Below are 23,806 nucleotides of genomic sequence, written 5' to 3' on the forward strand. Positions count from 1 at the left end.
GAGTTGGCCTAGAGAACAAAAACTGGGATTCCTTTTCTCACCTCGAGCCCAATACTTCGACGGGCGCGATCGGTTTACTGACTGGCACCAGTACACGGCAACGGCGCCGCGTGCGTGGACCTCGACGAAGGAACGGTGAACTCCCGGTGAGTATGTCGGTGCATTCCGGAATACGTGAGAGGCCCGCCGCGGCGCCTCCCGCGACCCTCGTAAGTCTCCGAACGGCGTTCTTTCCCCATGCGGCCCCGGGCGATCACGCCGCCGCGGACACCGTCGTGCGCGAACATCTCGATCTCGCGACGAGACGCCTCCCGGGCACCGACATCGTGCACCTCCACTCCGCCGGCCGTGTTCCGGCCGTGCTCATCGTCACCGACGACATGCCGCTGCTGGTCGACACGCTCAGCGGCGTCGTCGAATCCGGCGGAGCGGTGATCGCTCGACTGCTTCATCCCGTCGTCCCAGTGATCCGAGACGAGACGGGCACGCTCGTCGACGTCGCCGCCGACCGAACCGAGGCGACGTCCGAATCCTGGATTCGGTTCGAACTGGCTGCCCCGATAGAAGATTCGCGGGCCGAGCAGCTGCAGGCCGATCTCGCGCAGGCGCTGACCGCCCTCAGGAATATCGCCGCGGACCGGCCCGCCACGCTCGAACGTGCCCAGCGGGTGGCCGCGACACTGGCCGCGACGCCGTCGGTGTCCACGCCGTGGAATCAGCGGGAACTCTCCGACAGCGTCGACCTGCTCGGCTGGTTCGGCAGCGGGAACTTCACCTTCCTCGGCTACCACTACCAGGGCCGTGGCGCCGATATCGCCGACGAACTCGGGGTGTTCCGCACGACCCGATTTCCGGTCGACCCGGACAGCGTGATGCAGGCCCCGGTCGCCGTCATTCCGGGCCCGGAGTTTCCCACGAGTTCCCGGGGGCTGCGACCGCATCTGATCACGGTCCCCGATCTCGGTGAAACCGGTGCGGTGCTGGGCGAACACCGATTCCTCGGTGCGTTCACCGTCAATGCGCTGCACGAGAACGTCCTCGACATACCGGTTCTCGCCCACCGCGTCCGCGAGGTCATCACAAGGGCGGGTTACCGGCTCGACTCCCACACCGGACGGACACTGCTGGAAATCATCCAGGACCACCCGCGGCCGGAGTTGTTCGCGCTCGACGTCGACACCCTGCACCGCACCGTGGTGGCGGTCCTCGGTGCCGCCGAACGCAAAGACCTGCTGCTGTTCCTGCGTCCGTCCGACGACCGTCGGTGGCTGTCGGCGCTGGTCTACCTGCCACGCGACCGCTACACCACGGCCGTGCGCACCGGCATGCAGCGCGCCCTGCTCGAACGATTCCCCGGCACCGCCGTCGACCACACGGTGCGGGTCACCGAGAACCCACTCGCACTGGTGCATTTCACCCTCCGCGCCAACGACGACCAGGCGCTGGACGTCCACTCGGAGTGGAGCGTCGTCGAAGAACAGGTGCGGTCCCGTCTGGCGGGGGTCTGCCGCGGCTGGGACGACGCGCTCCACGACCACCTGCGCGAGTGCACCGGTGTGCCCGAGTCGGTCGGGACGAGCTACATTCACCGGCTGCCCGCGTCCTACAAACACGACTTCACCGCGGCGCGTGCGGCCGCCGACATCGCCCGCCTCGAAGCCCTCGCGGCGGGCGGCGTCGACGTCGCGCTTCACACCCGGCCGGCCGGCGAACACACCGAACTGCGATTCACCCTGTATGTCGCCGGTGAACGCGTCTCGCTCAGCGACATCCTGCCGATCCTGCACAGTCTCGGCGTCGAGGTACTCGACGAACGCCCCTACCCGGTGACCCGGCAAGACGGGTTGTCGACGTGGATCTACGAGTTCAGCCTCTACCACGACGAATCCGCGGACATCACCGCGACAGTCGACGCTGAACGCGACACGGAGACTCCGGACACCCTGGCCCGCCGCTTCTGCGACACCTTCGTCGCCGCGTGGTCCGGCGCGGCCGAAGTCGACTCCTTCAACGCCCTCGTCACGCGGGTCGGCCTGGCCTGGACCGAGGCGGCGCTGCTGCGGGCCCACGCCAAGTACTTGCGGCAGATCGGGTTCCCCTACAGCACCAGACGCATCGCCGCCGTGCTCGTCGACAACCCCCGCACCTGCGCGGCACTGATCGAGCTGTTCACCGCCCTGTTCGACCCCGCCGCCGATCAGAGCCGCGACAGCACTGCCGTTGCGGAGCAGATCGGCGGAGCGATCGAGGAGGTCGTCAGTCTGGAGGCGGACCGGATCCTGCGCGCCTACCTCGACCTGATGCGGGCCACCGTGCGCACCAACTACTACCGCAACGGCGACGGAGTCCGGCGCTCGCCGGCCCTGGCCCTCAAACTCGAGCCCGGTGCGCTGTCCCAACTCCCGCAGCCGCGCCCGCGGTTCGAGGTGTTCGTCTACTCCCCGCACGTCGAGGGCGTGCACCTGCGCTACGGCGCCGTCTCCCGCGGCGGGCTGCGCTGGTCCGACCGGCGCGAGGACTTCCGCACCGAAATCCTCGGCCTGGTCAAGGCACAGGCGGTGAAGAACGCGGTCATCGTCCCGGTCGGCGCGAAGGGTGGCTTCGTCGTCAAGAGGCCACCGGCCGCGACCGGAGACCCCGTCGCCGACCGGGAGGCGTTCCGAGCGGCGGGTATCGGGTGCTACCGCGCCTTCATCGGTGCGCTGCTCGATGTCACCGACAACGTTCATCCGGAAACGGGTGCGACCGTGCCCCCGACGGGGGTGGTGCGCCGCGACTGTGACGACCCGTACCTGGTGGTCGCCGCGGACAAGGGCACTGCCACGTTCTCCGACGACGCCAACGCCGTCGCCGCCGAGTACGGGTTCTGGCTCGGTGACGCGTTCGCCTCCGGCGGGTCGGTGGGCTACGACCACAAGGCCATGGGCATCACCGCCAAGGGCGCGTGGGAGTCCGTCAAGCGGCATTTCCGGGAAAGGGGCGTCGACACCCAGAACGAGGACTTCACCGTCGCCGGAGTCGGGGATATGAGCGGCGACGTCTTCGGGAACGGGATGCTCCTCAGCGAGCACATCCGGCTCGTGGCCGCGTTCGATCACCGGCACATCTTCGTCGATCCGAACCCGGATCCGGCCACGTCGTACCGGGAGCGGGCCCGGCTGTTCGCGCTGCCCCGCTCGTCCTGGGACGACTACGACACCGATCGGATCAGCACCGGCGGAGGGGTGTTCGACCGCACCGCCAAATCGGTTCCCGTGTCCGCCGAGATGCGCGAGGCACTGGGCCTGACCTCGACCGTGACCCGGCTGTCCCCGCAGGACCTGATCCGGGCCATCCTCTGCGCCCCCGTCGACCTGCTGTGGAACGGCGGCATCGGCACCTATGTCAAGGCTGCCCGTGAAACGCACCTCGAGGTCGGGGACAAGGCCAACGACGGTGTCCGCGTGGACGCCGGGCAGGTGCGGGCGAAGGTGATCGGCGAGGGCGGCAACCTCGGCGCCACCGCACTCGGACGCATCGAGTTCGCCCTCGCCGGAGGCCGGATCAACACCGACGCCCTCGACAACTCCGCCGGCGTCGACTGCTCCGACCACGAGGTCAACATCAAGATCCTCCTCGACGGACTCGTCTCCACCGGGCGCATCGACCCCGATGCCCGGAACCGGTTGCTGCAGAACATGACCGACGACGTCGAGAAACTCGTTCTGGCCGGCAACGTCGACCAGAACGCTCTCCTTGGCACCAGCCGCGCCACTGCGGCCGCGAAGCTGCGGGTGCACGCCCGCCAGATCCGGGCGCTCGAGACGCAGCGAGGCCTCGACCGCACCCTCGAAGCCCTCCCCGATGAGAACGAACTGGAACGACGCGGCAAGCAGGGGCGCGGGCTGACCTCCCCCGAACTGGCGACCCTGACCGCGCACGTCAAACTCGCGCTGAAGGCGGACTTGCTGGCCGGCGACCTCGTCGACGGGGATGCCTTCACCGACCGCCTGCTCGCCTACTTCCCCGACCGGTTGCGGAAGGACTATCCGGACGCGATCCGCACTCACCGGCTGCGCCGCGAGATCATCGCCACCGGAATCACCAACGAGGTGGTCGACACCGGCGGCATCACCTACGTGTTCAGGCTTTGCGAGGACACCGGCGCCTCCGCCGTCGACGCCGTCCGCGCCTACGCGGCGGCCAGTGCGATCGCCGATCTGCCCGCACTGATGTCCCGGATTCACACGGACGCACCGAACACCGCGGTCTCCGATGCCATGATGGCGGAGGTGCGGCGGCTGCTCGACCGGCTGTCGCGGTGGTTGCTCCACCACCGGCCGCAGCCGCTCGCCATCGGCGCCGAGATCACCCGATACGGCACGGCTTTCGAGCACCTGCTGCCGAGGGTTCCGGGCTGGTTGCAGGGCCCGGACGCGGTGGTCGTGCGCACCCGGGCGGCGCAACTGGTCGCCCGCGGCGCCGACGAACGTCACGCCACGACGGTGCTCAGCCTGCTGCACGGGTTCTGCGCGATGGACATCATCGACGTCGCCGATCTCGAAGGCCGGGCGCTCGACGAGGTTGCCGAGCTGTATTACACCCTCAACGCGCACCTGGGTCTCGATCACCTGCTGACCGCCATCTCCGGCCTCGACGACACCGGCCGCTGGAACGCCCTGGCCCGGCTCGCCCTGCGCGACGACGTGTACGGCTCGATGCGACTGCTGTGCCTGGACGTGCTCTCCGGCTCGGAATCCGCCGAAACCGCCGCCGAGAAGATCACCGACTGGGAGGCCACCAACACCTCCCGACTGGCCCGCGCCCGCTCGATCCTCACCGAGATCTTTTCCGCCGACCCGGCCGACCTGTCGACGCTGTCCGTCGCGGCCCGGCAGGTGCGAACAATGGTCGGCCGCGCCGGCACCGGCCGATCGACCGACTGACCAATGACACGGAGGCACATCATGACGCGAGGGTTCGCCATCCGATCCGATGCCCGGATCGACGAGTACGACCCGGACCACGTCGTCGATCTCCGGGCGGACGGCACGCTGCATGTTCTCGACGCCGACCGCGCCGTCGCACGCTCCTATGCGACGGCGCGGTGGACGGTGCTGGCGGTACCCGTCACGCTTTCGCCGCGGTGAGGGGCGATTCGACGGCTTGGCGACGACTCAGGAACCACTTGTTGGCGAGGAACAACACCATGACCACAGCCCAGGACAGCAGGCTCAGCACCAGTTGCGACCGGGCGCTGTCCTCCAGGTACATCTGCAGCAGCACGCCGAGGATTGCCGCGGTGGTCAGCAGCGACAGCACCGGGAACAACCACATCTTCACGCGCAACTCGGAGTCCGGGGTGCGGAAGCGAAGAACGATGTGCGAGATCGCAATCAGCAGGTAGACGAACAGGATGATCGCGCCGCTCGAGTTCAGCAGGAACGTGAACACGGTGTCCGGCGAGATCGCGGCGGCGATGACGCAGAGGAATCCGACGACCGAGGACACCAGGATCGCGGCGGCCGGCACGCCGCGCCGGGTGACCCGGGTGAGGAGAGGTGGCGCCTCGCGGCGCGCGGCCAGGACGAACAGCATGCGCGAGGAGGTGTACATCCCCGAGTTGAGACAGCTCAGCACCGCCGTCAACACGACGGCATTCATGATGTTGTCGGCGTAGGGGATGCCCATCTCGGTCATCGCGGCGACGAAGGGGGAGACCGCCAGGTCGGTGTCATTCCAGGGGAGGATCGTCACCAGCAGGAACACCGCGCCGACGAAGAACACCGCGATGCGCATGATCACCGAGTTCGCGGCCTTGGCGACCGCCTTCTCCGGATTCTCCGACTCGGCAGCCGCGATCGTCGCGACCTCGGCGCCGACCATCGAGAAGATCACCGTCACCACGCCGACGGTGATCGCGGCGGGACCGTGCGGCAGGAAGCCGCCGTGGGACCACAGGTTGGAGAAGTCCATTGTCTTGTTCGGCCAGATACCGAACACGTAGAGCGAGCCGAGCCCGATGAACAGACAGATCGCGAACACCTTCACGCCCGCGAACCAGTATTCGAACTCGCCGAAGGACGAGACGGAGAACAGGTTGGTTGCGGTCATCAGGACCATCAGCACCAGGGCGCACAACCACAGCGGGACGTCGATCCAGAACTGGATGATCTTGGCGCCGGCGATCGCTTCGAAGCCGACGACGATCACCCAGAAGTACCAATACAGCCAGCCGACGGAGAAGCCGGCCCAGTTGCCGAGCGCGGTGCGGGCATAGTCCGCGAACGATCCGGTCGACGGGTTCGCCACGGCCATCTCGGCCAGCATGCGCATGACCATGATGATCAGGATGCCGCTGGCGGCGTAGGTGATGAAGGCCGCGGGGCCGGTGTCGGAGATGACGACGCCGGATCCGACGAACAGGCCGGCACCGATCACCCCGCCGATGGCGATCATCGTCAGCTGTCGCTGGCTGAGTGCCTTCTTCAGTTCCGGCGCGCTGCTCATGACCGACCGGCCCGGATCGAAGCAGCGTGCCGCGAGGGTTGGTCGCGTAATTCGGCGATGGACATGGGGGCTTCCCTTTCGTCGTTCTCCGCAAGACCTCGATGTCGGGAGGCACGTGACGTGCCTCATACGAAGCTCCCTGCAACTAAAGACGATCACCACACCCGTGTGATCGGCGGATCGAACGAAGATCCTCGCAATTACTTGGCCGATCGAACGTATCGCTCAGAGGGGCTCAGTTTCGTGGGCGACGATCCGCCGGCGTTCTCCACCAGACCGGACGGGTGTTGGTGGCCGCATCGCGGAAGCACCGGCGGCTGCGAGTACCAGGAGCGCGAGAACGACGATCATGGCGCCTCGGAGCGTGAACTGCTCGCCCAGGAATCCCAGCAGGGGCGGACCGATGAGGAGCGCGGAGGTTCCGGCGGTGGCCACCGCGCTCACGGCCGCGGACCGATCCCCGGGGCCGTCACCGGCCGCGGAGATCGCCAGCGGAAATCCGAGGGCGGTGCCGAGCCCCCACAGCACGACGGAGATACCGGCGGACACCGCGCCGGGGGAGAAGATGACGACGGCGAGGCCGCCGGCACCGAGAAGTGCGCTGAGCCGGACCACGGCTGCGCGGTCGAACCGTGCCAGGACGATCGGTCCCGCGAAGCGTCCCGCTGCCATCGAGGCTGCGAACACGGCATAGACCACCGAGCCGGCGACCGGGTCGACGCCGTGTCCGTCCACCATCAGCAGCGGCAGCCAGTCGGTGGCGGCGCCCTCGGCGAGTGCCATCGCCAGCACCGTCAGGCAGAGCACGACGATGCGTCCCTCGCGCAGTGGATTCGCGTCGGTGCGGGACCGGCCCCGACGTCGTGCACGCCGATGCCGGGATATGCCGTAGCCCTGGGGAATAGCGCGCACGGCCACGACGGCGGGTGCACAGACGAGAGCAACGACGAGCAGGTGCACGGTGACGGAGTAGTTCAGCAGGCCGAGGGTGATGCCGACGACGGCCCCGATGGCCGCACCGAGACTGAAGCAGCCGTGCAGTGTCGGCAGTACCGGCCTGTCGAGGATGCGTTCTATCTCCGCGCCGTCGACGTTGAGGGCAATTTCGTTCGCTCCCATGCCCAGGCCGAAGAGCGCGAGACCGGTGAACACGACCGAGGAGATCCCGATCGCGGCCGCGACTCCGACCGTCGCGACTCCGGCGATCATCGCGATCGTGCCCATCAGGGTGACCGCGCGAGTTCCCCATCGGCGTACCAGCATGCGGGAGAGGAAGATTCCGGTCATCGATCCGATCGACATGCCGACCAGGACGATGCCCATCTCGGCCGTGGAGGCGTCGAGACGATCGCGAATCGCGGGAGTGCGGGTGACCCAGGACGCCAACACGACGCCGGGTAGGCAGTACAGCAGAAAGAGCGCACGACGACGCTGGTAGGTGACGGTGTCCACGGGTGATTACTGCTGACCCGTCGAGATCATGACGTGTTTGGTGCGGGAGAAGTCCTCGAGGGCGAAGATCGACATCTCGCGTCCGTGACCGGAGGCTCCGAACCCGCCCCAGGGCATTTCGTTGGCCAGGACGAGGTGGCCGTTCACCCATACCGTCCCGAAGTCGAGGGCGCTGGAGACACGCAGGGCGCGACCGACGTTCTCGGTCCACACGGAGGCGGCGAGCCCGTACGCCACGTCGTTGGCGCGGCCGATGGCGTCGGCCTCGTCGGCGAAGGTCTGGACGGTGACGACGGGGCCGAAGATCTCTTCCGTGGCGATCTCGCTGCCGTCCGGGACGTCGGTGACGATGGTCGGCGGATAGAAGTATCCCGGCCCGTCGGGGGCGTCACCGCCGAGGGCGATGGTGGCACCGTCCCGCCGGGCGCGGTCGACCATGCCGGCGACGGCGTCGCGCTGCCTGCCGCTGACCAGGGGGCCCATCTCCACCTCCTCGCCGTCGCCGGCGGACCCCACGCGGATCGTCGACACGGCGGCGACCAGCCGCTCGACGAGTTCGTCCCGGACGGATTCGGCGCAGAGGATGCGGGTGGCCGCGCCGCATTCCTGCCCCGAGTTCCAGAACCCGGCCATCCGCACGCCGTCGGTGACCCTGGTGAGATCCGCGTCGTCGAACACCACGACCGGGGCCTTGCCGCCCAGCTCGAGGTGGGTGGGTTTGAGGGTGTCCGCGGACTGGGAGACGACCGCCTTGCCGCTGGCGACGCTGCCGGTCAACGAGATCAGATCGATGTCCGAGTGCTGGGACAGCGCCGAGCCGACCTCGCTGCCGGTGCCCAGGACGATGTTGAGTACGCCCGCGGGAACGATATCGGCGATCAAGTCCATGAACAGCAGCGTGGTCAACGGGGTGAGCTCGGACGGCTTGAGCACCATCGTGTTTCCCATGGCGAGTGCGGGCGCGATCTTCCAGGACGCGGTCAGCAACGGATAGTTCCAGGGTGTGACCGCACCGACCACGCCGACCGGTTCGCGGCGGATCAGCGACAGGTACCCCTTGGTGTATTCCTCGGACGCGGGCGACTGGAGCGCGCGTGCGGCCCCGGCGAGGAAGCGGAATGCTTCTGCCACGCCCGGGATTTCGTCCCGGGAGACGGCGAGAGGTTTGCCGGCATTGAGTGATTCCAGAGCGGCGAGGCGCTCGACGTTCGCATCGACGACGTCGGCGATCGCGGTCAGTACCTTGGCCCGGTCGCCGGAGGGCGTGGCCCGCCACGCCGGCAGCGCCGCGCGGGCGGCGGCGACCGCGCGGTCGACGTCGGAGGCGGTGCCGCGCGGGATGGTGGCGATGACCTCCTCGGTGGCCGGGTCCAGGACGTCGAGGGTGCCCGATTCGCCCGGGGACTCGACGCGGCCGTCGATCACGTGGCCGAGTGTCCGCCGCTCGAGGTCTTCGCGCGTGCGAAGGAGAATCTTGGCGCTGTCGGTGGGGCTGTTCATCGTTCACTTCCTTGGCTTCTGAGGTCTGTTCGGATGTCCGCGCGGCGTAGGAGGGACGAATCTCCAGGGTGTCCATATTGTGAGACGCGAGCACGTCGCCTGGTGTCATCCTGCCGTATCTACCGAGGTGAAAGCAACAGGTTACGCCGGTACGCAAAAATCATACGGTAAATAATAAGAGTGAATTCTGTATTGACTAGGCAGTTGGAGGTGGCCTACCGTCGAAGCCACACGAGGAGGTAAGTACGTGAATTCTCTGAGCGACGACGTCGCTGACGTCGTCATCGTCGGTGGCGGTCCGTCGGGTGCGGTCACCGCCCACACGCTCGCCCGCCGCGGCTTCAAGGTGGTGTGCCTCGAGCAGGGCGACTGGGTCAGTCCCGCGGACTACCCGGGTAACAAGCCCGAGTTCGAGCTGTTGCTGCAGAAGCAGTGGAGCTGGAATCCGAACACGCGGGGCCGGCCGGCCGACTACCCGATGAATCTCGACGACACCGACGTCGTCCCCATCATGTTCGCGGGGGTGGGCGGGTCGAGCCTGCTGTACGGCGCCATGTGGATGCGCCTGCTGCCGTCCGACTTTCGCGTCAAGACGCTCGACGGAATCTGCGACGACTGGCCGATCGACTACTGGGACCTCGAGCCGTACTACAACCGGGTCGACAAATTCCTCGGCGTCGCCGGGCTCGGCGGGGATCCCGCCTTCCCGGATCAGGACTTCGACATGCCCCCGCATCCGATGGGCAAGGGCGGCGTCGTCGCCGCGCGCGGGATGAACAAACTCGGCTGGCACTGGTGGCCCGGCACCAACGCCATCCCCACGTTCAATCACAAGCATCTGGTGCAGTGTGTGCGGTGGGGCGTGTGCGAGACCGGATGTCCCGCAGGCGCGAAGGCATCGTTCGACATCGGCTACTGGCCTCACGCCATCGACGCCGGGGCGAAACTGGTCACCGGCGCCCGGGTTCATCAGGTCGCGGTCGACTCCGAGGGCCGGGCCAACGCGGTGGTGTGGGTCGACCGGGAGGGTCGCGAACACCGCCAGTGTACCAACGCGGTCGTGATGGCCGCCAACGGTATCGGCACCTCCCGCCTGCTGCTGCTGTCGGCGTCGGACCGGCACCCCGACGGTCTTGCCAACTCGTCCGGACTGGTGGGCAAGAACCTGATGCTGCATCCGAACAACGCCGCCATCGGCCTCTACGACGAGGACGTCGAGTCGTGGAAGGGGCCCGCCGGTCAGTTGCTCTACTCACTCGAGTTCTACGAGACCGATCTCGCGCGGGGGTTCTACCGAGGATCGAAGGCCAATCTGATGCCTCTGCCGGGTGTCCAGCACATCCTGGAGACATTCGACGACCAGCCGTTCGACCAGCGCTGGGGTGACGCCGTCCACGACCTCGACAAGTTCGCCGGCCATGCGCTCAACTGGGCCGGCAACATCGAGGATCTGCCCGAGGAACGGAACCGGGTCACTCTCGATTCGGTACTCACCGACAGCGACGGGCTTCCCGCGCCCAAGATCGATTACCGCATCAGCGAGAACACACAGAAAAACCTCGACTTCGCCCTCGCCCGGCAGCGGGAGATGCACGAAGCTGCCGGGGCTGCGCACATCTTCACGCGCGAACTCTGGCGGGAGGCGCCGGGTCACATCCTCGGTACCGCTCGGATGGGCAACGACCCGGCCACCTCGGTGGTCGACAAGTTCGGACGCAGTCACGACGTGCCCAATCTGTTCATCGTCGACGGCAGTGTCATGGTCACCAGTGGCGCGATGAATCCGACCGCCACCATCGCGGCGATGGCGTTGCGGACCGCCGAGCACATCGCCGACACCGCCGCAGTGCAGGAGGTACCGGCGTGAGCACGTTCGAACTGCACGCAGACGACGTCGAACGGTGTACCCGGCTGGCCGAAGTTCTGATTCCCGGTAGCGAGACGATGCCGAGCGTGCGCAGTCTGCCCTCGTTCGAGGGACTGCTCCGCACCGCGGTGCGAGCTTGTGGGTACGAGGACAAGTCGATTCAGCGCGCCGTCGAATCGCTGCCGTCCGACATCCGCTGGGACAGCGTCGAGAAGCACGCGAGCGAGAACCCGGAGGAATTTCACCTCTGCGCCGTGCTCGTCAGTGCCGCGTACTACATGGCGCCGCAAGTGCTGGCCGGTCTGTCGTACCCGGTCAACCGCCGCCATCCCGCGAAGGCCGACGAGTTCGCGGAGGAATTCGGCACCGGCATCCTCGACCCCGTCATGGAACGCGAGAAGTTGTTTCGTGACCCCCGCGGGCACTGACACACCACCATTTTCGAAGGACACATCATGACGGACGACACGCACCCGTTGCGCAGCGTGAACTGGACTCGGATGACGGGGATCAACGGGTTCCTGCAACGTGCGGCACTCAAGTCGCAGGGACTGCGGGAGCAGGACTACGCCAAACCCATCATCGGAATCTGCAACAACACCAGCGATTACAACCGCTGCCACACGCATTTCGACGGCATGGTCACCGCGGTGAAGGAGGCGATCCTGCAGGCGGGAGGTCTTCCCCGGGTCTTCAACACCATGACCATGGGCGCCGACACCGCCCGGCCGATCGGGGTGTCCTTCATGCACCGCAACCTGCTGGCCATGGAGATCGAGCAGACGGCCACCACCTACGCGATGGACGGACTGGTGCTCCTCGGGGCGTGCGACGAGACGATCCCCGCGATGCTGATGGCTGCGGGCTCCCTGGCCCTGCCCGCCGTCATCCTGCCCGGCGGGCCCTCGTTCAGCGGCTTCTGGCGCGGCCGCGATGTCGGATCCGGGTCGGACATGCACAAGGCGTTCGACGCGCTCGATCGCGGCGAGATCGACGAATGCGCCCTCAACTGCCTCGAGTCGTCCCTCGAACGCACCCCCGGTCACTGCAGCACTATGGGCACCGCCGCGACGATGACCACCATCGCCGAAGCCCTCGGCATGGCGCCGGCAGGCAGTTCCGCGATTCCCGCCGTGGATTCGCGGCGGCTGGCGATGTGCCGCGACGTCGGGGAGCACATCATGCGGCTGGTGGCCGACGACGTCCGACCGTCGCAGATCATGACCGCCGACGCCTTCGACAACGCCATCCGGGCACTCGCGACCGTCGACGGCTCCAGCAATGCGGTGATTCACCTGCTGGCGATCGCCGGTCGCCTCGACGTCGATCTGCGCCTCGAGCGGTTCGACGAACTCTCCGCCGACACGCCGGTACTGCTGAACCTGAAGCCCTCCGGCGACTTCTACATGAACGACTTCTTCAACGCCGGCGGCGTGCCCGCCCTGCTCGACGCGCTCGGCCCGCTCATTCACCGCGACGTCCTCACCGTCACCGGTGAAAAGCTGGGCGAAGCGATCAAGGATGCCGAGATCACCGACTCCCGCGTCATCGGAACACTGGAGAACCCGGTGGCCGCTCCGCGCGGATTCGCCGTGGTGCGCGGAAACATCGCCCCCGACGGGGCTATCGTCCGCACCGGTGTCGCGACCCCCGAACTGCTCGTGCACCGTGGCCGCGCGGTGGTGTTCGAGAGTAACGAGGAACTGCAGGAGAAGCTGTACCACCCCGATTTCGACATCCGTGCCGACGACGTCATCGTCCTGCGCGGCCAGGGTCCGCGAGGTGCCGTCGGGATGCCCGAGTACGGCCGCATCCCGGTGCCGGGCAAGCTGCTCCGGCAGGGAGTCACCGACATGGTGCGGATCTCCGACAACCGGATGGGCGGCACCGTCAAGGCGACCGCTGTCCTGCACGTCGCCCCCGAATCGGCGGTGGGCGGCCCGTTGGGGCTCGTCCGCACCGGAGACATCATCAACCTCGACGTCCCCCGTCGGCGAGTCGACGTCGAGGTCTCCGACGCGGATCTCGAGGCCCGCCGCGCCGCGCTGAGCGCCCCGGCCCCGAAGGTGCCCGAGCGCGGGTTCGCCCGTCTGTATGCGCAGACCGTTACTCAAACCGACACCGGATGCGACTTCGACTTTCTCTGTCGCGCCCGTCAGACCATCCACCAGCTCGATGAGGAGATCACCCAGTGAGCGCATCCACCGCGTGGCCGACCGGCCTGTTGCCCGCACTCGTCACTCCGTTGTACGACGACGAACTCGACGTTCCCGCGCTCGGGCAGCTGATCGAACGTCACGTCGACGCCGGGGTGTCCGGTCTCGTGATCGGCGGCGGCACAGGAGAATTCGGCGTCCTGTCGCTGGATGAGCGGCGCGCCCTCGCCGAGGAGACGATACGACTGGTCGCCGGCCGGGTACCGGTGGTCGTCCAGACCGGCGCCCTCGCCACCCGCGACACCATTGCGCTGAGCCGGCACGCCCAGCAGATCGGGGCGTTCGGGCTGTTGGTCGCCTCCCCGTTCGGGGAACCGATCAACTGGGCCGAGCGCCTCCGGTTCTACGAACAGGTCACCGCCAGTGTGGATCTGCCGATCATGATCTACAACACGCCCCCGGCGGGCATCCTCACCGTCGAGCAGGTGCGACAGCTCGCCGCACTGCCGCACGTCAGCGCCATCAAGGACAGCTCGGGCGACACGACCTTGCTGGGCGACCTGCTGCTGCCGTCGTCCGGTGGTCTCGACGTCTTCGTCGGGCTGGATTCCTTCCTGCCCTACGCGATCGTCGGCGGCGCCAACGGGGCCGTCTTCGGGGCCGCGAGCTTCATTCCCGACGTGATCGTGCGGATGATCGACCGGCTCCGCACCGCACCGAACGAGGAACTGACTCAGCAGTTGTGGCGCGAGCTGCGTTCCTTCCTCCGCTTCATGGAGGAGTCGCCCAACTACGTGGCGCTGTGCAAAGCCGGATGTGCCCTCGAGGGTCTCGAGGTGGGTGACGTGCGCGCGCCGTATCTGATGCCGTCCGAGACGGAAAGCAAGGAGCTCGCCGAGCGGCTCACCACGCTGCGGTCCGTCTTCGGAGCCGTTCCCGCAGATCGATAGACGCCGCCACGCCGCCCGGACTCACCGTGCCATGCCGGTGAGTCCGGGGGTCGTCTCACCGCGGCGTCGCCTCACTCATCCCCAGCACGAAGGACACGCATGAAGAACTCGCCGACACCGCTTGCCGCACCGCCTTTCGTCACGGCGGGACCCTGGATCGTCCTGTCCGGCCAGGTCGGCGTGGATGCGGACTGGCAACCGGTCACCGGCGGCGTGCAGGACGAGATTCACGCCGCCTTCGCCAATGTGCGCAGGCACTTGGCTGCCGCGGGCGCAACCATGTCCGACATCGTCAAGGTCACCTGCTACCTGTCCGATCTCGGCTTCTTCCCGGATTACAACCAGGTGTGGTCCGAGGTTTTCGGCACACAGCCACCCGCCCGCACGACATTCCAGGTCGGGCTGCATCCGCCGTTCCGGGTCGAACTGGACGTGACCGCATATCGCCCGGTGACTCGTTAGGCAATTTCCGGTACGGGATCGGGCAGGGCCGCCGGCGCATTCGTTCGGGAGTGGTTCGTCATCACGGACCAGCCGAGGCAGTTGAGCGGTACCACCCGATCGCTCGGCGCCGTCTTCACCACGTCGCCGACGTTGTAGCCCGCCGAATTGGAGATCACGACGCGGTTCTCGGCGTTGAGAAGCACGCAGGTTTCGTCGATCGCGGCCAGCCACGACGAAAACCGGTGTTCGAGATCGGCAACGAGGACGTCCACGGCCGCCACTCCCAGGAACCGATCGTGGTAGACGATCGGTGCCGAGATGGTGATCGCGTAATCGTTCACCCCGCCGTAGTCCACATAGGGTCCGGCGGCCCACTCCTCCAGGTGCTCGCGGGGATGCGCCATGTATTCCCGCGCCTCGTAGTCGTAGAAGTTCTCGTCGTCAGGGTCCATCACGTGCGAGGTGTCTTCCACCAACTCCTGTCCGGAGGGCCGCCACCAGTTGATCCAGTACGGGTGTTCGGGCACGACACCGACATCCGCGTTGATTCCGAGCCCCTGGACGTAGGACGGCACGTCTTCGAACAACACCATGATCGACAACGAGATCCGAGCGCGGATCTTTCGTTCGTCCGTGCCCTCGCCGAGGATGGGCGCAGCGGTCGCCGCCAATGTGCGGAGCTGGTCGACGAGCCCTTCCGTGAAGTTGCCGATCTCTGTCGCCAGTGACTGCGCATCCTTCGCCCCGGTCTCCGCCGGGCTGGCCGACTGGCGGGCGGCGATGATGGCCAGCCGTAGACGCGCCAATTCTTCGACGAGATTGATCGAGTGTCTCGCCGCGGAGGCGCTGGCCCGTTCGACGTTCTGGGCGCGTACCTCGTCGACGATGGCCCGCAGCTCGGCCGCATCCAGCTGCCGCTTCTCGTCGGTGTCGAGTACGAGCCCGAACAGCCAGTCGAGCTCTTCGTGCATGACGAATTCGGCCTTGTTCAGTCGCATCGATTGCCCGGCGGCCGCGAGGACGAGATGAAATCGCCCGTGCGCCCGCCGGGCCTGCTCGGCTGTGTGCGCTGCGGCGACCTGATCGGCGTAGCCGGCAAGCCGGGCGACGTCGGCTGCCGACGCCCGGCGTGCGGCGAAGCCGGCCGACTGTGTCACGAGCATCTGGCGCCAGTCTCCGAGATCGCGGAGCTCGGTGAACGACATGCGGGCGAGTTCGTCGCGTGCGAGCGAGGCGATTTCCTTGGGATGCTTGACGAAGCTGCCGCCGTATTTACCGGCGCGGGTCTCGATCAGGTCTTCGGTGCGCAGTACTCCGAGTGCCTCTCGCAACGTGGAGGACGAGATCCCGAAGCGCTTCGCCAGTTCCGCTTCCTTCGGAAGTTTCTGCCCGTCCTTGAGCAGGCCGAGTCCGATGGCCGCACGAATTCTCCGTACGACCGTGTCGGACAGGTCCGATGACGGCATGTTGCCGAAGAGCATGTCCGCAACGGCGAAAGGCACTTGGTCCCCCTGAGTTGAATGGGCGTCGAGAAACATGGTTGCACGCATGAAGATCGGCCACTCCGTCCACTCGACACGAGGAACACGACGACGGAGTGCGACGTCCAGCCCTCAGTACTCGATGGGTTGATCCGAGATCAAGACAGTGACGTCGTGGAAGTCGTCCGAATGCTCAAATGTCACCTCCATGCCTTCCTTCAGGTAGCAGCAGTCGCCGACGCCGAGGTCGAAGGGGCTCTCGCCCTCGACCGTGATCCGTGTGCTCCCCGCGACCACGTAGAGGAACTCGTCGAACGGCATCTTCATGGTGTGCCTGCCGGACTCGCGGAAGCTGCCCGCCAGTCGGCGTCCGTCCTCCGACTTGTAGAGGATCGCCTCGTGCCCGCCCAGTTCGGGCAGCGGAGTCCAGTCGGTGGCGTGCACGTTGAAGCGGGGGACTGTGGCGTTCTCGGACAAGGGTGCTCTCCTGGGTCGTGTGGACTCGCTGGGAGTGACCCAACGAGATCGAATTTAAATATTTACAACAGCGTATGAGTGGGCAATCGGCGCGTCAACCCTGTTGACCCCGCGGTCTGCATCCTCTACCTGTGGACACGTTGTGGGCGACCCGACTCGTCCCGGTCGGATCGGCGAGCTGCACGCGGATCCGTACAAAATTCGCGATTTAAATAATAAAGATCGACTCAGTTGTTGACGAGGGTCGGGAAGGGGCCTACCGTCATGCGCAGAACGAGTCGCGGATCACATTCGGAGGAGGCAACCCCGGAGACCGCGCCACCGGCGCCACCGCCGCTACTGTTCGCCCGCATCCCACCACTGCCATCCACTCCGGAGTGTGTCGACAGATGAATGAAATATCCACCGCCGCGAAGGGAGCCGATCCCGTGCCGGTCACCGGGTCGGATCAGCCCGACCGCCTACCCCGTACGCTGAACGCCGTCACCCTCGGCTTCATCTTCGTCGCCTTCAACGCGCCGCTCGCGGTGCTGGCGGGGTGGCTTCAGCCGGTCATCGCCTTCGGAAACGGCATCGGTGCTCCGGTCGCGTTCCTCGCGGCGGGCGGTCTCTTCCTGCTGTTCCAGGTCGGCACACTCACCATGAGCCGCCACATGAAGACGCCGGGCGCGTTCTACTGTTACGTCGCCGAAGGCATCGGAAAACCGGCGGCCTTGGCGGGCTCGTTGCTCGCCACCTTCGCGTACCTGTCCCTGGCGGTCGCCGGCTACGTCTACTTCGGCCTGATCAGCCAGAATCTCGCGCAGCAACTGATCGGTACGACGCTGCTGCCGTGGCAGGTGTGGGGACTCGTCGGCTTCGCCATCGTCACGCTGCTCAACTTGCTGCGCGTCGATCTGTCCGCAAAAGCGGTGGCCGTCGGCGTGGTCCTCGAGATCATCATCGTCGCGGCCTATCAGGCGCTCGTGATGATCAAGGGCGGCCCGGAGGGATATTCGCCGCAGTCCTTCGCGCCGTCGGAATTCCTGTCCGGGAGTCCGGGCCTGGCGGTGCTGTTCGCACTGACCACGATGATCGGTCTCGAGTCGATGGCGGTCTTCCGTGAGGAGGCTCGCAATCCCGAGAAGACGGTGCCCCGCGCCGCGTACGGCGCCATCACCTTCACGACCCTATTCTTCGCGCTGGCGGCCTGGGCCTACATCGTCGCGGTCGGTCCGTCCCAGGTGGTCGAGGACGCCCGCACCGCACCCGTCGACTCGTTCTTCGGCACCGTGGAAACGTACATGGGCGGGTTCGTCCCGACCTTGGTGTCCGTCCTGCTGGTCACCAGCCAACTCGCGGCGGCGAACTCCGTCCAGGCGCGTCCGTGCGGTACATGTACACCCTCGGCCACGACCGCGTTCTCCCGGCAGCGCTGGGGCGCGTTCACCCCAAGCTCGGATCACCGTACATCGCAACCCTGGCCAGCATCGGTGTCTGCCTCGCCGTCTACCTCACGACCATCGCGTCGACGAGGGACGCCGTCCTCATCTACGGTGCCGCCGGGGGCTTCGGAACAATCTGCATGCTGCCACTGCTCCTGGGCACCTGCGCTGCCGTGATCCTCTTCTTCCGGAAGAATCCCGGCCACCGCGAGAATGTATGGCGCACATGGCTGGCACCGGTTCTCGCCTTCGCAGGCCTCGGGGCGGTCCTGTATTTCGCGCTGACGAATCTCGACCTGATGCTCGGCAGTTCGGTCATCGGAACCGCGTGCGCGATTGGACTGATCGTCATCATCACCGTCGGTCTCGCCCTCGGGTACTGGTTCAGGAAACAGCGGCCGGATGTGTACAGACGCATTGGCAGGCAAGTCGACTGACTCCTGTGAACGCCCGCCGCACAATGTGTGTGGCGGGCGTTCACGTCGGGGTCAGTTCAGTGTTGCAGTGTCGATGACGAACCGGTAACGGACGTCCGAGGCGAGGACCCGCTCGTATGCCTGGATGGTCCCACACCGCTGATCCGCGGTTCGCCTGTGGCCGTGAGGTGGGACAATGCTCGCACCCAGACCCTGACATCGCGTGTCAGGAATTATCCGCGATCCTGCGCCTGCATGATCGCTGCCGCGGTGGAGGCGATCGTCCGGTCGGCGTCGTGGGTCAGCCGGGTGAGTGCCTTCCGTGCCGCGGTGCCGGGAATCTCGGCGAGTGCCTGCGTGATTCGCAACCGGGTAGGCCCGTCGTCGACGGTGTCGAGCGTGTCCTGCATGGCCCCGACGATGTCGTCGGCCGTCGGAGAGAGGGTCGTCAGCAGACCCAGCACCTCGGCGGCCTCGACGTCGAGCCGCCCCGTGACGACCATCTGGAGGAGGACAGGTATCGACTCGCCGTTCCCGCGAGAGCCGAGCGCCAGGGCCGCGTATCCGCGGACCGTGGCGTCCGAGTCGTCGAGGGCACGTCTCAGATGTACGGCGGCCTCCTCGGTGTGGATGGCCGCTATCGCGGTGGTGGCGCGCCGCCGGACGTCGACCTCCTCCGCGTCCAGGCCGTGGGCCAGATCCGCGAGTCCTCGACCGGCGATCCTCGCCAACGACCACTGCAGCGCGCCGGCCACATTGAGGTCGTCCTCCGAGAGCGCAGCCTCGACCAACGCCTCGACGGGCAGCGACGCCTTCCCGTTCGCAGAGAGGATCGCCTGTTGACGCCGGGCGGCGGACTCCGATTCGAGCGCCCGTAACAGGGTGACGAGGTTCAGGACGTCGTCCCACTCCGCGGGGGAGGCAGCGTCGACGCTTTCGAGCCTGCCGAGCAGTTCCTCCTCGGCGGCGATCCGCTGGCGAGTGTGCCGAATGAGGTCTCCCACCAGATCGGCCGGTGCGAAATCGGGCTCGTCCAGTGCGCGCTTGGCCTCGTTCAACGACAGCCCCAACGTCCTCAGGCTCTCGACGTGGAAGAGCCGTCGGATGTCGTCGGCGGAGTACTCGCGGTAGCCACCCGACGTGCGGCCGGTGGGCTCGACCAGTCCCAATCTGTCGTAGTGGCGCAACATTCGCGTGCTGACACCGCACCGTCGCGAGACCTCGCCGATCAACATCCCGTCTCCTCCCTACGTGCCCGGGCCGGCGACAGCGACGCGCTTCGCCATCTCGAGTGAGAGGGCGAATCCGCTGTCGGGGTCGTGGCAGAGCTGCCTCGTCGCATCGGCATGCGCGCGAACGTGCGGATCGGGACTCGTCCCGGCTGCGCCGAGGACCGGTAGGGCAGCGTCCCCGAGTCCCACGAAGGCACGGCTCAGACTGAGGTGCATCTGATGGTCGCCGCGTGCGAGTTCGGTCACCAGTTCGGCCGCGAGCGCAGCCTCGCCGCCGGGCGGCACGAGGACCACGGCCGCCCGCCACGCGCTGCGCGCGACCTCGTCGTGCTCGTCGTGCAGCAGCGCCGACACCGCGGGCCACGCGAGCCGATCCCCGATCTTCGACAGGGTGTGCAGCGACTGACTGCGGCCCTGCGCGGAGCCGGACCGGAGTTCATGGACCAGTCTCGGCACCGTGACCTCGGCGGGCAGGCGGCACAATGCCCAGGTCAGCATGTCGCGGACATAGAAGTCCGGTTCGATGGCACACCGATCGACGAGAGCGTCCGCGAATCGGGGATCGGGGTGCGTGCCCGCAGCGAGCGCCGCCCGCAGCCGGGCCGACGGGTCGGTCGCGGCCAGAGCGTCGACGAGGTGAGCATTCGACCCACCCTGGTTGGTTGTGTTCACCGCAACCACCTCCTTCGCCGACCATTCGAGTCCTTGTCACTGTGTCAGGGTCAAGCGCCGGTGTCCGGGAACGTCGGTTGGGCGGGTGCACGTGTTGGAAGATCGAGCCATGATCCTCCCGAAGGTCCGAGACCCGCGCTTCGTGACGATCCGCCGCGGTGGCACCCTCACCGACGCGGATCACCAGCTTCTGGCCCTGTGGGCGGCATCGTGCGCGGAGCATGTGCTGAACCTGTTCGAGTCGGTTCGTCCCGACGACCCACGACCGCGTGACGCGATCGAAAACGCCCGCGCGTGGGTGCGTGGGGAGGTCAAGATGATGGAGGCCCGCGCCGCCGGCGGCCATGCCATGGGAGCGGCCAGAGACCTGCGTGGAGCCGCCCGGCACGCCGCCTACGCTGCGGGGCAGGCCGGGGCGGTCGCGCACGTCGCGGCGCACGAACTCGGTGCCGCCGCCTATGCGATCAAAGCCGCACGTGCCGCCGCGCCCGCGGGTGACGGCGACGCAGCGGGACGACGTGAGTGCCGTTGGCAGCGTGACCAACTCCCCGAGGCGATTCGCGAACTCGTACTCGACGACCAGCGCTTGCGGAACGACATCTGCTGGTCGGTGTTCGACTGCTGAGCGCGCGTCGTTTTACCGAGCGTCACCACTTCGGACGGGTCGGCGTCCACGTCCGAGCACCCATCCGGCGTAACCGATGAACACGACCCCGGCCCCGGCACCGGCCGCCGCGCTCGGCGACACGGCGCCGGCAAGCCCGAGACACGCGGCAGCCACCGCGACGAGCGCCGCGACGACACCGGTCAGCGCGAGGCCCCGGGCGTGAAAGATCTTGCCCAGCGGAATGAAGTGGACACCGACGACGAACAGCGTCCACGCCGCGTCGTACGCCGGATGCCCGACCGCGGCAAGGAAGAGGTTTCCGCCCACGATCAGCACCACCTCCACCGCCACCGTGAGCCAGTAGCGGCGGCGGACTCGTGGGTCTGCCATCGCCGAGCCGGTCGTCGTCAGCCGGCGCACCAGTAACACCACCAGCGCGACCAGGAGTAGCGCCGAGATCACCGACCCGGCGACCAGGTAGGGCACCCACGGTGCGGGCGGGTCCTGCTGCGCCCAGCCGAACCAGGCGATCCCCGCGACCGCCAGCACCGCTGCGCCGATCACCTCGCCGCGATCCCAGAGCGGCGCGAGCGGTGCTACCGGAACGGAACTATCGGACAACTGATTCGAACGGTGCTCACTGATGCCGATCACCTCCTGCAGTCTCGCGTCGGTGGCCGTTCAGCCACCTCTGCATGTCGTCGTGGGCCGCCCGGGCCATCGGCGTCGGGTGGCCGGTGAATCCGTGGGGCGAGTCCGGGTAGATTCGGAGATCGACGTCGACGCCCGAAGCGGACAGTCGTGCGGCCATGGCCAGGTTGTCCTGGAGCAGGATGTCGGCGTCCCCGACCACCATCAGGATCGGAGGCAGATCGGTGAGGTCGGCATAGATCGGGGAGAGGTCGGGATGAGTGCGGTCCGACGCCGCGCCCGCGTAGGCGTCGAGGAAGTACTCGTCGGCGATCAGGCGTCCGGCGGGTGTCTGTGCGCTGAGGTCGTACGTTCCGAACTGCAGGACGGCGGAATCAATGGCGAATATCCCCCGATCGCGCAGCCGTAGAAGCGTGGTCATCGCGAGCGTTGCACCGGCCGAGAAGCCGCCGATGGAGAGCTTCGTCGTCCCGAAGCGGTCCGCGGCGTGCTCGACCAGCCAGAGTGCGGCGGCTTCGCAGTCGTCGGGTGCGGCCGGCCACGGATGTTCAGGAGCGAGCCGGTAGTCCACGCTGACGACCGCGACGCCGAGCGCGTCCGCGAGCCGGCGGTTGCGGACGTCGCTTCCGGCGGCCGACCCCATGTAGAAGCCGCCGCCGTGGATCTCCAGGTAGACACCCGTCGCTGCCCGGCCGACGGGGGCGTGAATTCGCAGCGGGACTCGACGACCACCGCTGACGACGACCTCCTCGACAGCCGGCGGTTGCGACGGGGCGGGGGCAGGGGCATCGGTTCGGACCGATCGAAGTTCCGCCCAGCTACTCGGACCCCGACCGGCGACGCGCGTCGCGTAGAACGCACGCGACGCGTCGACGAGAGGCAGCAGGCGCAGGTCGATCAGATCAGTCAGTCCGAAGTGCATCGAGATCACAGTACGGACTGGACCCGCACTCCATCTCGTGACGCGCGGACCGTCCGGCGCCGTGGCAGGGTGAGGCGGTGGGCGACGCACTGTATCCGGCGGTAGAGCCGTACGAGTCCGGACTCCTCGACGTGTCCGATGGTCACCGCGTGTACTGGGAGACCGTCGGGATCCCGACCGGGGTCCCCGTCGTGTACCTGCACGGCGGACCGGGCTCGGGAAGTACCGCCGGAGCGCGCCGATATTTCGACCCGACCGCCTTCCGGGCGGCGCTGTTCGACCAGCGCGGGTGCGGTCGCAGCACGCCGTTGGCCGACGGCCCCGATTACGACCTGGGGTCGAACACGACCGGGCACCTGGTCGACGACATCGAGCGCCTGCGTGAGAATCTCGGGATCGAGCGGTGGATCGTCACCGGCGTCTCGTGGGGCGTCAGCCTGGGATTGGTGTACGCACAGAGGTACCCGGAGCGGGTGATAGCGGCGGTGTTCGGTGCGGTCACCACGGGTTCCCGCAGGGAGATCGACTGGATCACCCGCGCCATGGGGCGCGTGTTCCCGCAGCAGTGGGAACAGTTCGTCGCGGGTGTGCCGGATAGTGAACGGGCGGGGAACCTCCCGGCCGCCTACGCCCGCCTGCTGGCCGACCCGGACCCGGAGGTGCGCCGGACGGCGGCGGTGAGGTGGTGTGCGTGGGAGGACACGCATGTTTCGCTGATGCCGGGGTGGCAGCCGAACCCGCGCTACGACGATCCCGCATTCCGGAGCGTGTTCGCGCGGTTGGTGACGCACTACTGGTCACACGACTGCTTCCTCTCCCCGAACGAGATCCTCGACGGGATGGGCGCCCTCGCCGGCATCCCGGCGATCCTGGTGCACGGACGTTACGACGTGTCCGGCCCGTTGGACACCGCGTGGGAGATCGCGCGGGCCTGGCCCGGCAGCAAGTTGGTCGTGCTCGACGACGCCGGGCACGGGGGAGAAGGATTCGCCGCCGCAGTCACCGCCGCCGTGGACAGTGTCACAGCGAATTGAGCTCATCCAAGTCTCGGCCGCTCGCGGCGAAG

General features: G+C 67.4%; 18 protein-coding genes and 2 pseudogenes. 11 read left to right on the forward strand and 9 right to left on the reverse strand.

Annotated features, from left to right (window positions below):
- Positions 1 to 152: 152 nt before the first annotated feature.
- Positions 153 to 4,925 carry an NAD-glutamate dehydrogenase gene (locus P3H15_RS23210; protein WP_276139460.1) on the forward strand — a complete coding sequence of 1,591 codons (4,773 nt, stop codon included), beginning with the start codon at positions 153 to 155 and terminating at the stop codon, positions 4,923 to 4,925.
- Between the two features lie 21 nt (positions 4,926 to 4,946).
- Entirely contained in the window at positions 4,947 to 5,129 is a 183-nt protein-coding gene (locus tag P3H15_RS23215; RefSeq protein ID WP_276139380.1) for a hypothetical protein, read from the forward strand.
- Between the two features lie 7 nt (positions 5,130 to 5,136).
- Here P3H15_RS23215 and P3H15_RS23220 read toward each other — a convergent pair.
- From P3H15_RS23220 to P3H15_RS23230, 3 genes and pseudogenes are all read right to left on the reverse strand, one after another.
- Positions 5,137 to 6,489, reverse strand: a pseudogene (locus P3H15_RS23220) (amino acid permease); the annotation flags it as partial.
- Positions 6,490 to 6,714: 225 nt separating this feature from the next.
- Entirely contained in the window at positions 6,715 to 7,941 is a 1,227-nt protein-coding gene (locus P3H15_RS23225; RefSeq protein ID WP_276139382.1) for an MFS transporter, read from the reverse strand.
- A 6-nt stretch (positions 7,942 to 7,947) separates the two neighbouring features.
- Complete coding sequence (locus P3H15_RS23230; protein ID WP_276139383.1) at positions 7,948 to 9,441, reverse strand: aminobutyraldehyde dehydrogenase; 1,494 nt, start codon at positions 9,439 to 9,441, stop codon at positions 7,948 to 7,950.
- A 247-nt stretch (positions 9,442 to 9,688) separates the two neighbouring features.
- On the opposite strand from P3H15_RS23230, the gene P3H15_RS23235 reads away from it, so the two are divergent.
- The 5 genes from P3H15_RS23235 (at position 9,689) to P3H15_RS23255 (ending at position 14,876) form a co-directional block, all read left to right on the forward strand.
- A complete protein-coding gene (locus P3H15_RS23235; protein WP_276139384.1) occupies positions 9,689 to 11,308 on the forward strand; it encodes a GMC family oxidoreductase in 1,620 nt (539 codons plus the stop codon).
- On the forward strand, positions 11,305 to 11,736 hold the full coding sequence (locus P3H15_RS23240; RefSeq protein ID WP_276139385.1) for a hypothetical protein: 432 nt from the start codon (positions 11,305 to 11,307) through the stop codon (positions 11,734 to 11,736). The genes P3H15_RS23235 and P3H15_RS23240 overlap by 4 nt, the downstream gene beginning before the upstream one ends.
- Positions 11,737 to 11,763: 27 nt before the next feature.
- Complete coding sequence (locus tag P3H15_RS23245) at positions 11,764 to 13,503, forward strand: dihydroxy-acid dehydratase (protein WP_276139386.1); 1,740 nt, start codon at positions 11,764 to 11,766, stop codon at positions 13,501 to 13,503.
- The gene (locus tag P3H15_RS23250) at positions 13,500 to 14,414 is read left to right on the forward strand and encodes a dihydrodipicolinate synthase family protein (RefSeq protein WP_276139387.1); all 915 of its coding nucleotides are present in this window, start codon (positions 13,500 to 13,502) and stop codon (positions 14,412 to 14,414) included. Before P3H15_RS23245 ends, P3H15_RS23250 begins: the two co-directional genes overlap by 4 nt.
- A gap of 99 nt (positions 14,415 to 14,513) precedes the next feature.
- Positions 14,514 to 14,876 (forward strand): RidA family protein, encoded by a 363-nt coding sequence (locus P3H15_RS23255; RefSeq protein ID WP_276139388.1) that lies wholly within the window; start codon positions 14,514 to 14,516, stop codon positions 14,874 to 14,876.
- On the opposite strand, the gene P3H15_RS23260 is transcribed toward P3H15_RS23255, so the two are convergent.
- Positions 14,873 to 16,360: a GntR family transcriptional regulator gene (locus tag P3H15_RS23260; protein WP_276139389.1), complete on the reverse strand. Its 1,488-nt coding sequence runs from the start codon at positions 16,358 to 16,360 to the stop codon at positions 14,873 to 14,875. The genes P3H15_RS23255 and P3H15_RS23260 overlap by 4 nt on opposite strands.
- Before the next feature lie 111 nt (positions 16,361 to 16,471).
- Positions 16,472 to 16,816 (reverse strand): cupin domain-containing protein, encoded by a 345-nt coding sequence (locus P3H15_RS23265; RefSeq protein WP_276139390.1) that lies wholly within the window; start codon positions 16,814 to 16,816, stop codon positions 16,472 to 16,474.
- Positions 16,817 to 17,205: 389 nt separating this feature from the next.
- Here P3H15_RS23265 and P3H15_RS23270 point away from each other — a divergent pair.
- Together P3H15_RS23270 and P3H15_RS23275 are read left to right on the forward strand one after the other, a co-directional pair.
- Positions 17,206 to 18,159: pseudogene (locus P3H15_RS23270) on the forward strand (APC family permease); the annotation flags it as partial.
- 32 nt (positions 18,160 to 18,191) lie between these two features.
- Entirely contained in the window at positions 18,192 to 18,677 is a 486-nt protein-coding gene (locus P3H15_RS23275; RefSeq protein WP_276139391.1) for an amino acid permease, read from the forward strand.
- A 212-nt stretch (positions 18,678 to 18,889) separates the two neighbouring features.
- Here the strand turns inward: P3H15_RS23275 and P3H15_RS23280 are convergent, their stop codons facing one another.
- Both P3H15_RS23280 and P3H15_RS23285 read right to left on the reverse strand, forming a co-directional pair.
- Positions 18,890 to 19,891 (reverse strand): MerR family transcriptional regulator, encoded by a 1,002-nt coding sequence (locus P3H15_RS23280; RefSeq protein ID WP_276139392.1) that lies wholly within the window; start codon positions 19,889 to 19,891, stop codon positions 18,890 to 18,892.
- A 12-nt stretch (positions 19,892 to 19,903) separates the two neighbouring features.
- Positions 19,904 to 20,569 (reverse strand): HEAT repeat domain-containing protein, encoded by a 666-nt coding sequence (locus tag P3H15_RS23285; RefSeq protein ID WP_276139393.1) that lies wholly within the window; start codon positions 20,567 to 20,569, stop codon positions 19,904 to 19,906.
- Between the two features lie 100 nt (positions 20,570 to 20,669).
- On the opposite strand from P3H15_RS23285, the gene P3H15_RS23290 reads away from it, so the two are divergent.
- The gene (locus P3H15_RS23290; protein ID WP_276139394.1) at positions 20,670 to 21,185 is read left to right on the forward strand and encodes a putative immunity protein; all 516 of its coding nucleotides are present in this window, start codon (positions 20,670 to 20,672) and stop codon (positions 21,183 to 21,185) included.
- Positions 21,186 to 21,197: 12 nt separating this feature from the next.
- On the opposite strand, the gene P3H15_RS23295 is transcribed toward P3H15_RS23290, so the two are convergent.
- Both P3H15_RS23295 and P3H15_RS23300 read right to left on the reverse strand, forming a co-directional pair.
- Positions 21,198 to 21,821: a hypothetical protein gene (locus tag P3H15_RS23295; protein ID WP_276139395.1), complete on the reverse strand. Its 624-nt coding sequence runs from the start codon at positions 21,819 to 21,821 to the stop codon at positions 21,198 to 21,200.
- The gene (locus P3H15_RS23300; RefSeq protein ID WP_276139396.1) at positions 21,805 to 22,740 is read right to left on the reverse strand and encodes an alpha/beta hydrolase; all 936 of its coding nucleotides are present in this window, start codon (positions 22,738 to 22,740) and stop codon (positions 21,805 to 21,807) included. Before P3H15_RS23300 ends, P3H15_RS23295 begins: the two co-directional genes overlap by 17 nt.
- A gap of 77 nt (positions 22,741 to 22,817) precedes the next feature.
- Here P3H15_RS23300 and pip point away from each other — a divergent pair, with 77 nt between their 5' ends.
- Positions 22,818 to 23,774, forward strand: a complete 957-nt coding sequence (gene pip / locus P3H15_RS23305; protein WP_276139397.1) for a prolyl aminopeptidase — start codon at positions 22,818 to 22,820, stop codon at positions 23,772 to 23,774.
- The last annotated feature ends 32 nt before the right edge of the window (positions 23,775 to 23,806 follow it).

Origin of the sequence: Rhodococcus sp. T2V, assembly GCF_029269925.1 — a bacterium.
GTDB classification, from domain to species: domain Bacteria; phylum Actinomycetota; class Actinomycetes; order Mycobacteriales; family Mycobacteriaceae; genus Rhodococcus_F; species Rhodococcus_F koreensis.

Bases quoted from the DNA above. Each gene is read 5' to 3' on its own strand.
- P3H15_RS23275 (WP_276139391.1), top strand. From the start codon at position 18,192: ATGTACACCCTCGGCCACGACCGCGTTCTCCCGGCAGCGCTGGGGCGC.
- P3H15_RS23245 (WP_276139386.1), top strand. From the start codon at position 11,764: ATGACGGACGACACGCACCCGTTGCGCAGCGTGAACTGGACTCGGATG.
- P3H15_RS23300 (WP_276139396.1), bottom strand. From the start codon at position 22,740: ATGCACTTCGGACTGACTGATCTGATCGACCTGCGCCTGCTGCCTCTC.
- P3H15_RS23210 (WP_276139460.1), top strand. From the start codon at position 153: ATGTCGGTGCATTCCGGAATACGTGAGAGGCCCGCCGCGGCGCCTCCC.
- P3H15_RS23255 (WP_276139388.1), top strand. From the start codon at position 14,514: ATGAAGAACTCGCCGACACCGCTTGCCGCACCGCCTTTCGTCACGGCG.
- P3H15_RS23290 (WP_276139394.1), top strand. From the start codon at position 20,670: ATGATCCTCCCGAAGGTCCGAGACCCGCGCTTCGTGACGATCCGCCGC.
- P3H15_RS23215 (WP_276139380.1), top strand. From the start codon at position 4,947: ATGACGCGAGGGTTCGCCATCCGATCCGATGCCCGGATCGACGAGTAC.
- P3H15_RS23230 (WP_276139383.1), bottom strand. From the start codon at position 9,441: ATGAACAGCCCCACCGACAGCGCCAAGATTCTCCTTCGCACGCGCGAA.
- P3H15_RS23280 (WP_276139392.1), bottom strand. From the start codon at position 19,891: ATGTTGATCGGCGAGGTCTCGCGACGGTGCGGTGTCAGCACGCGAATG.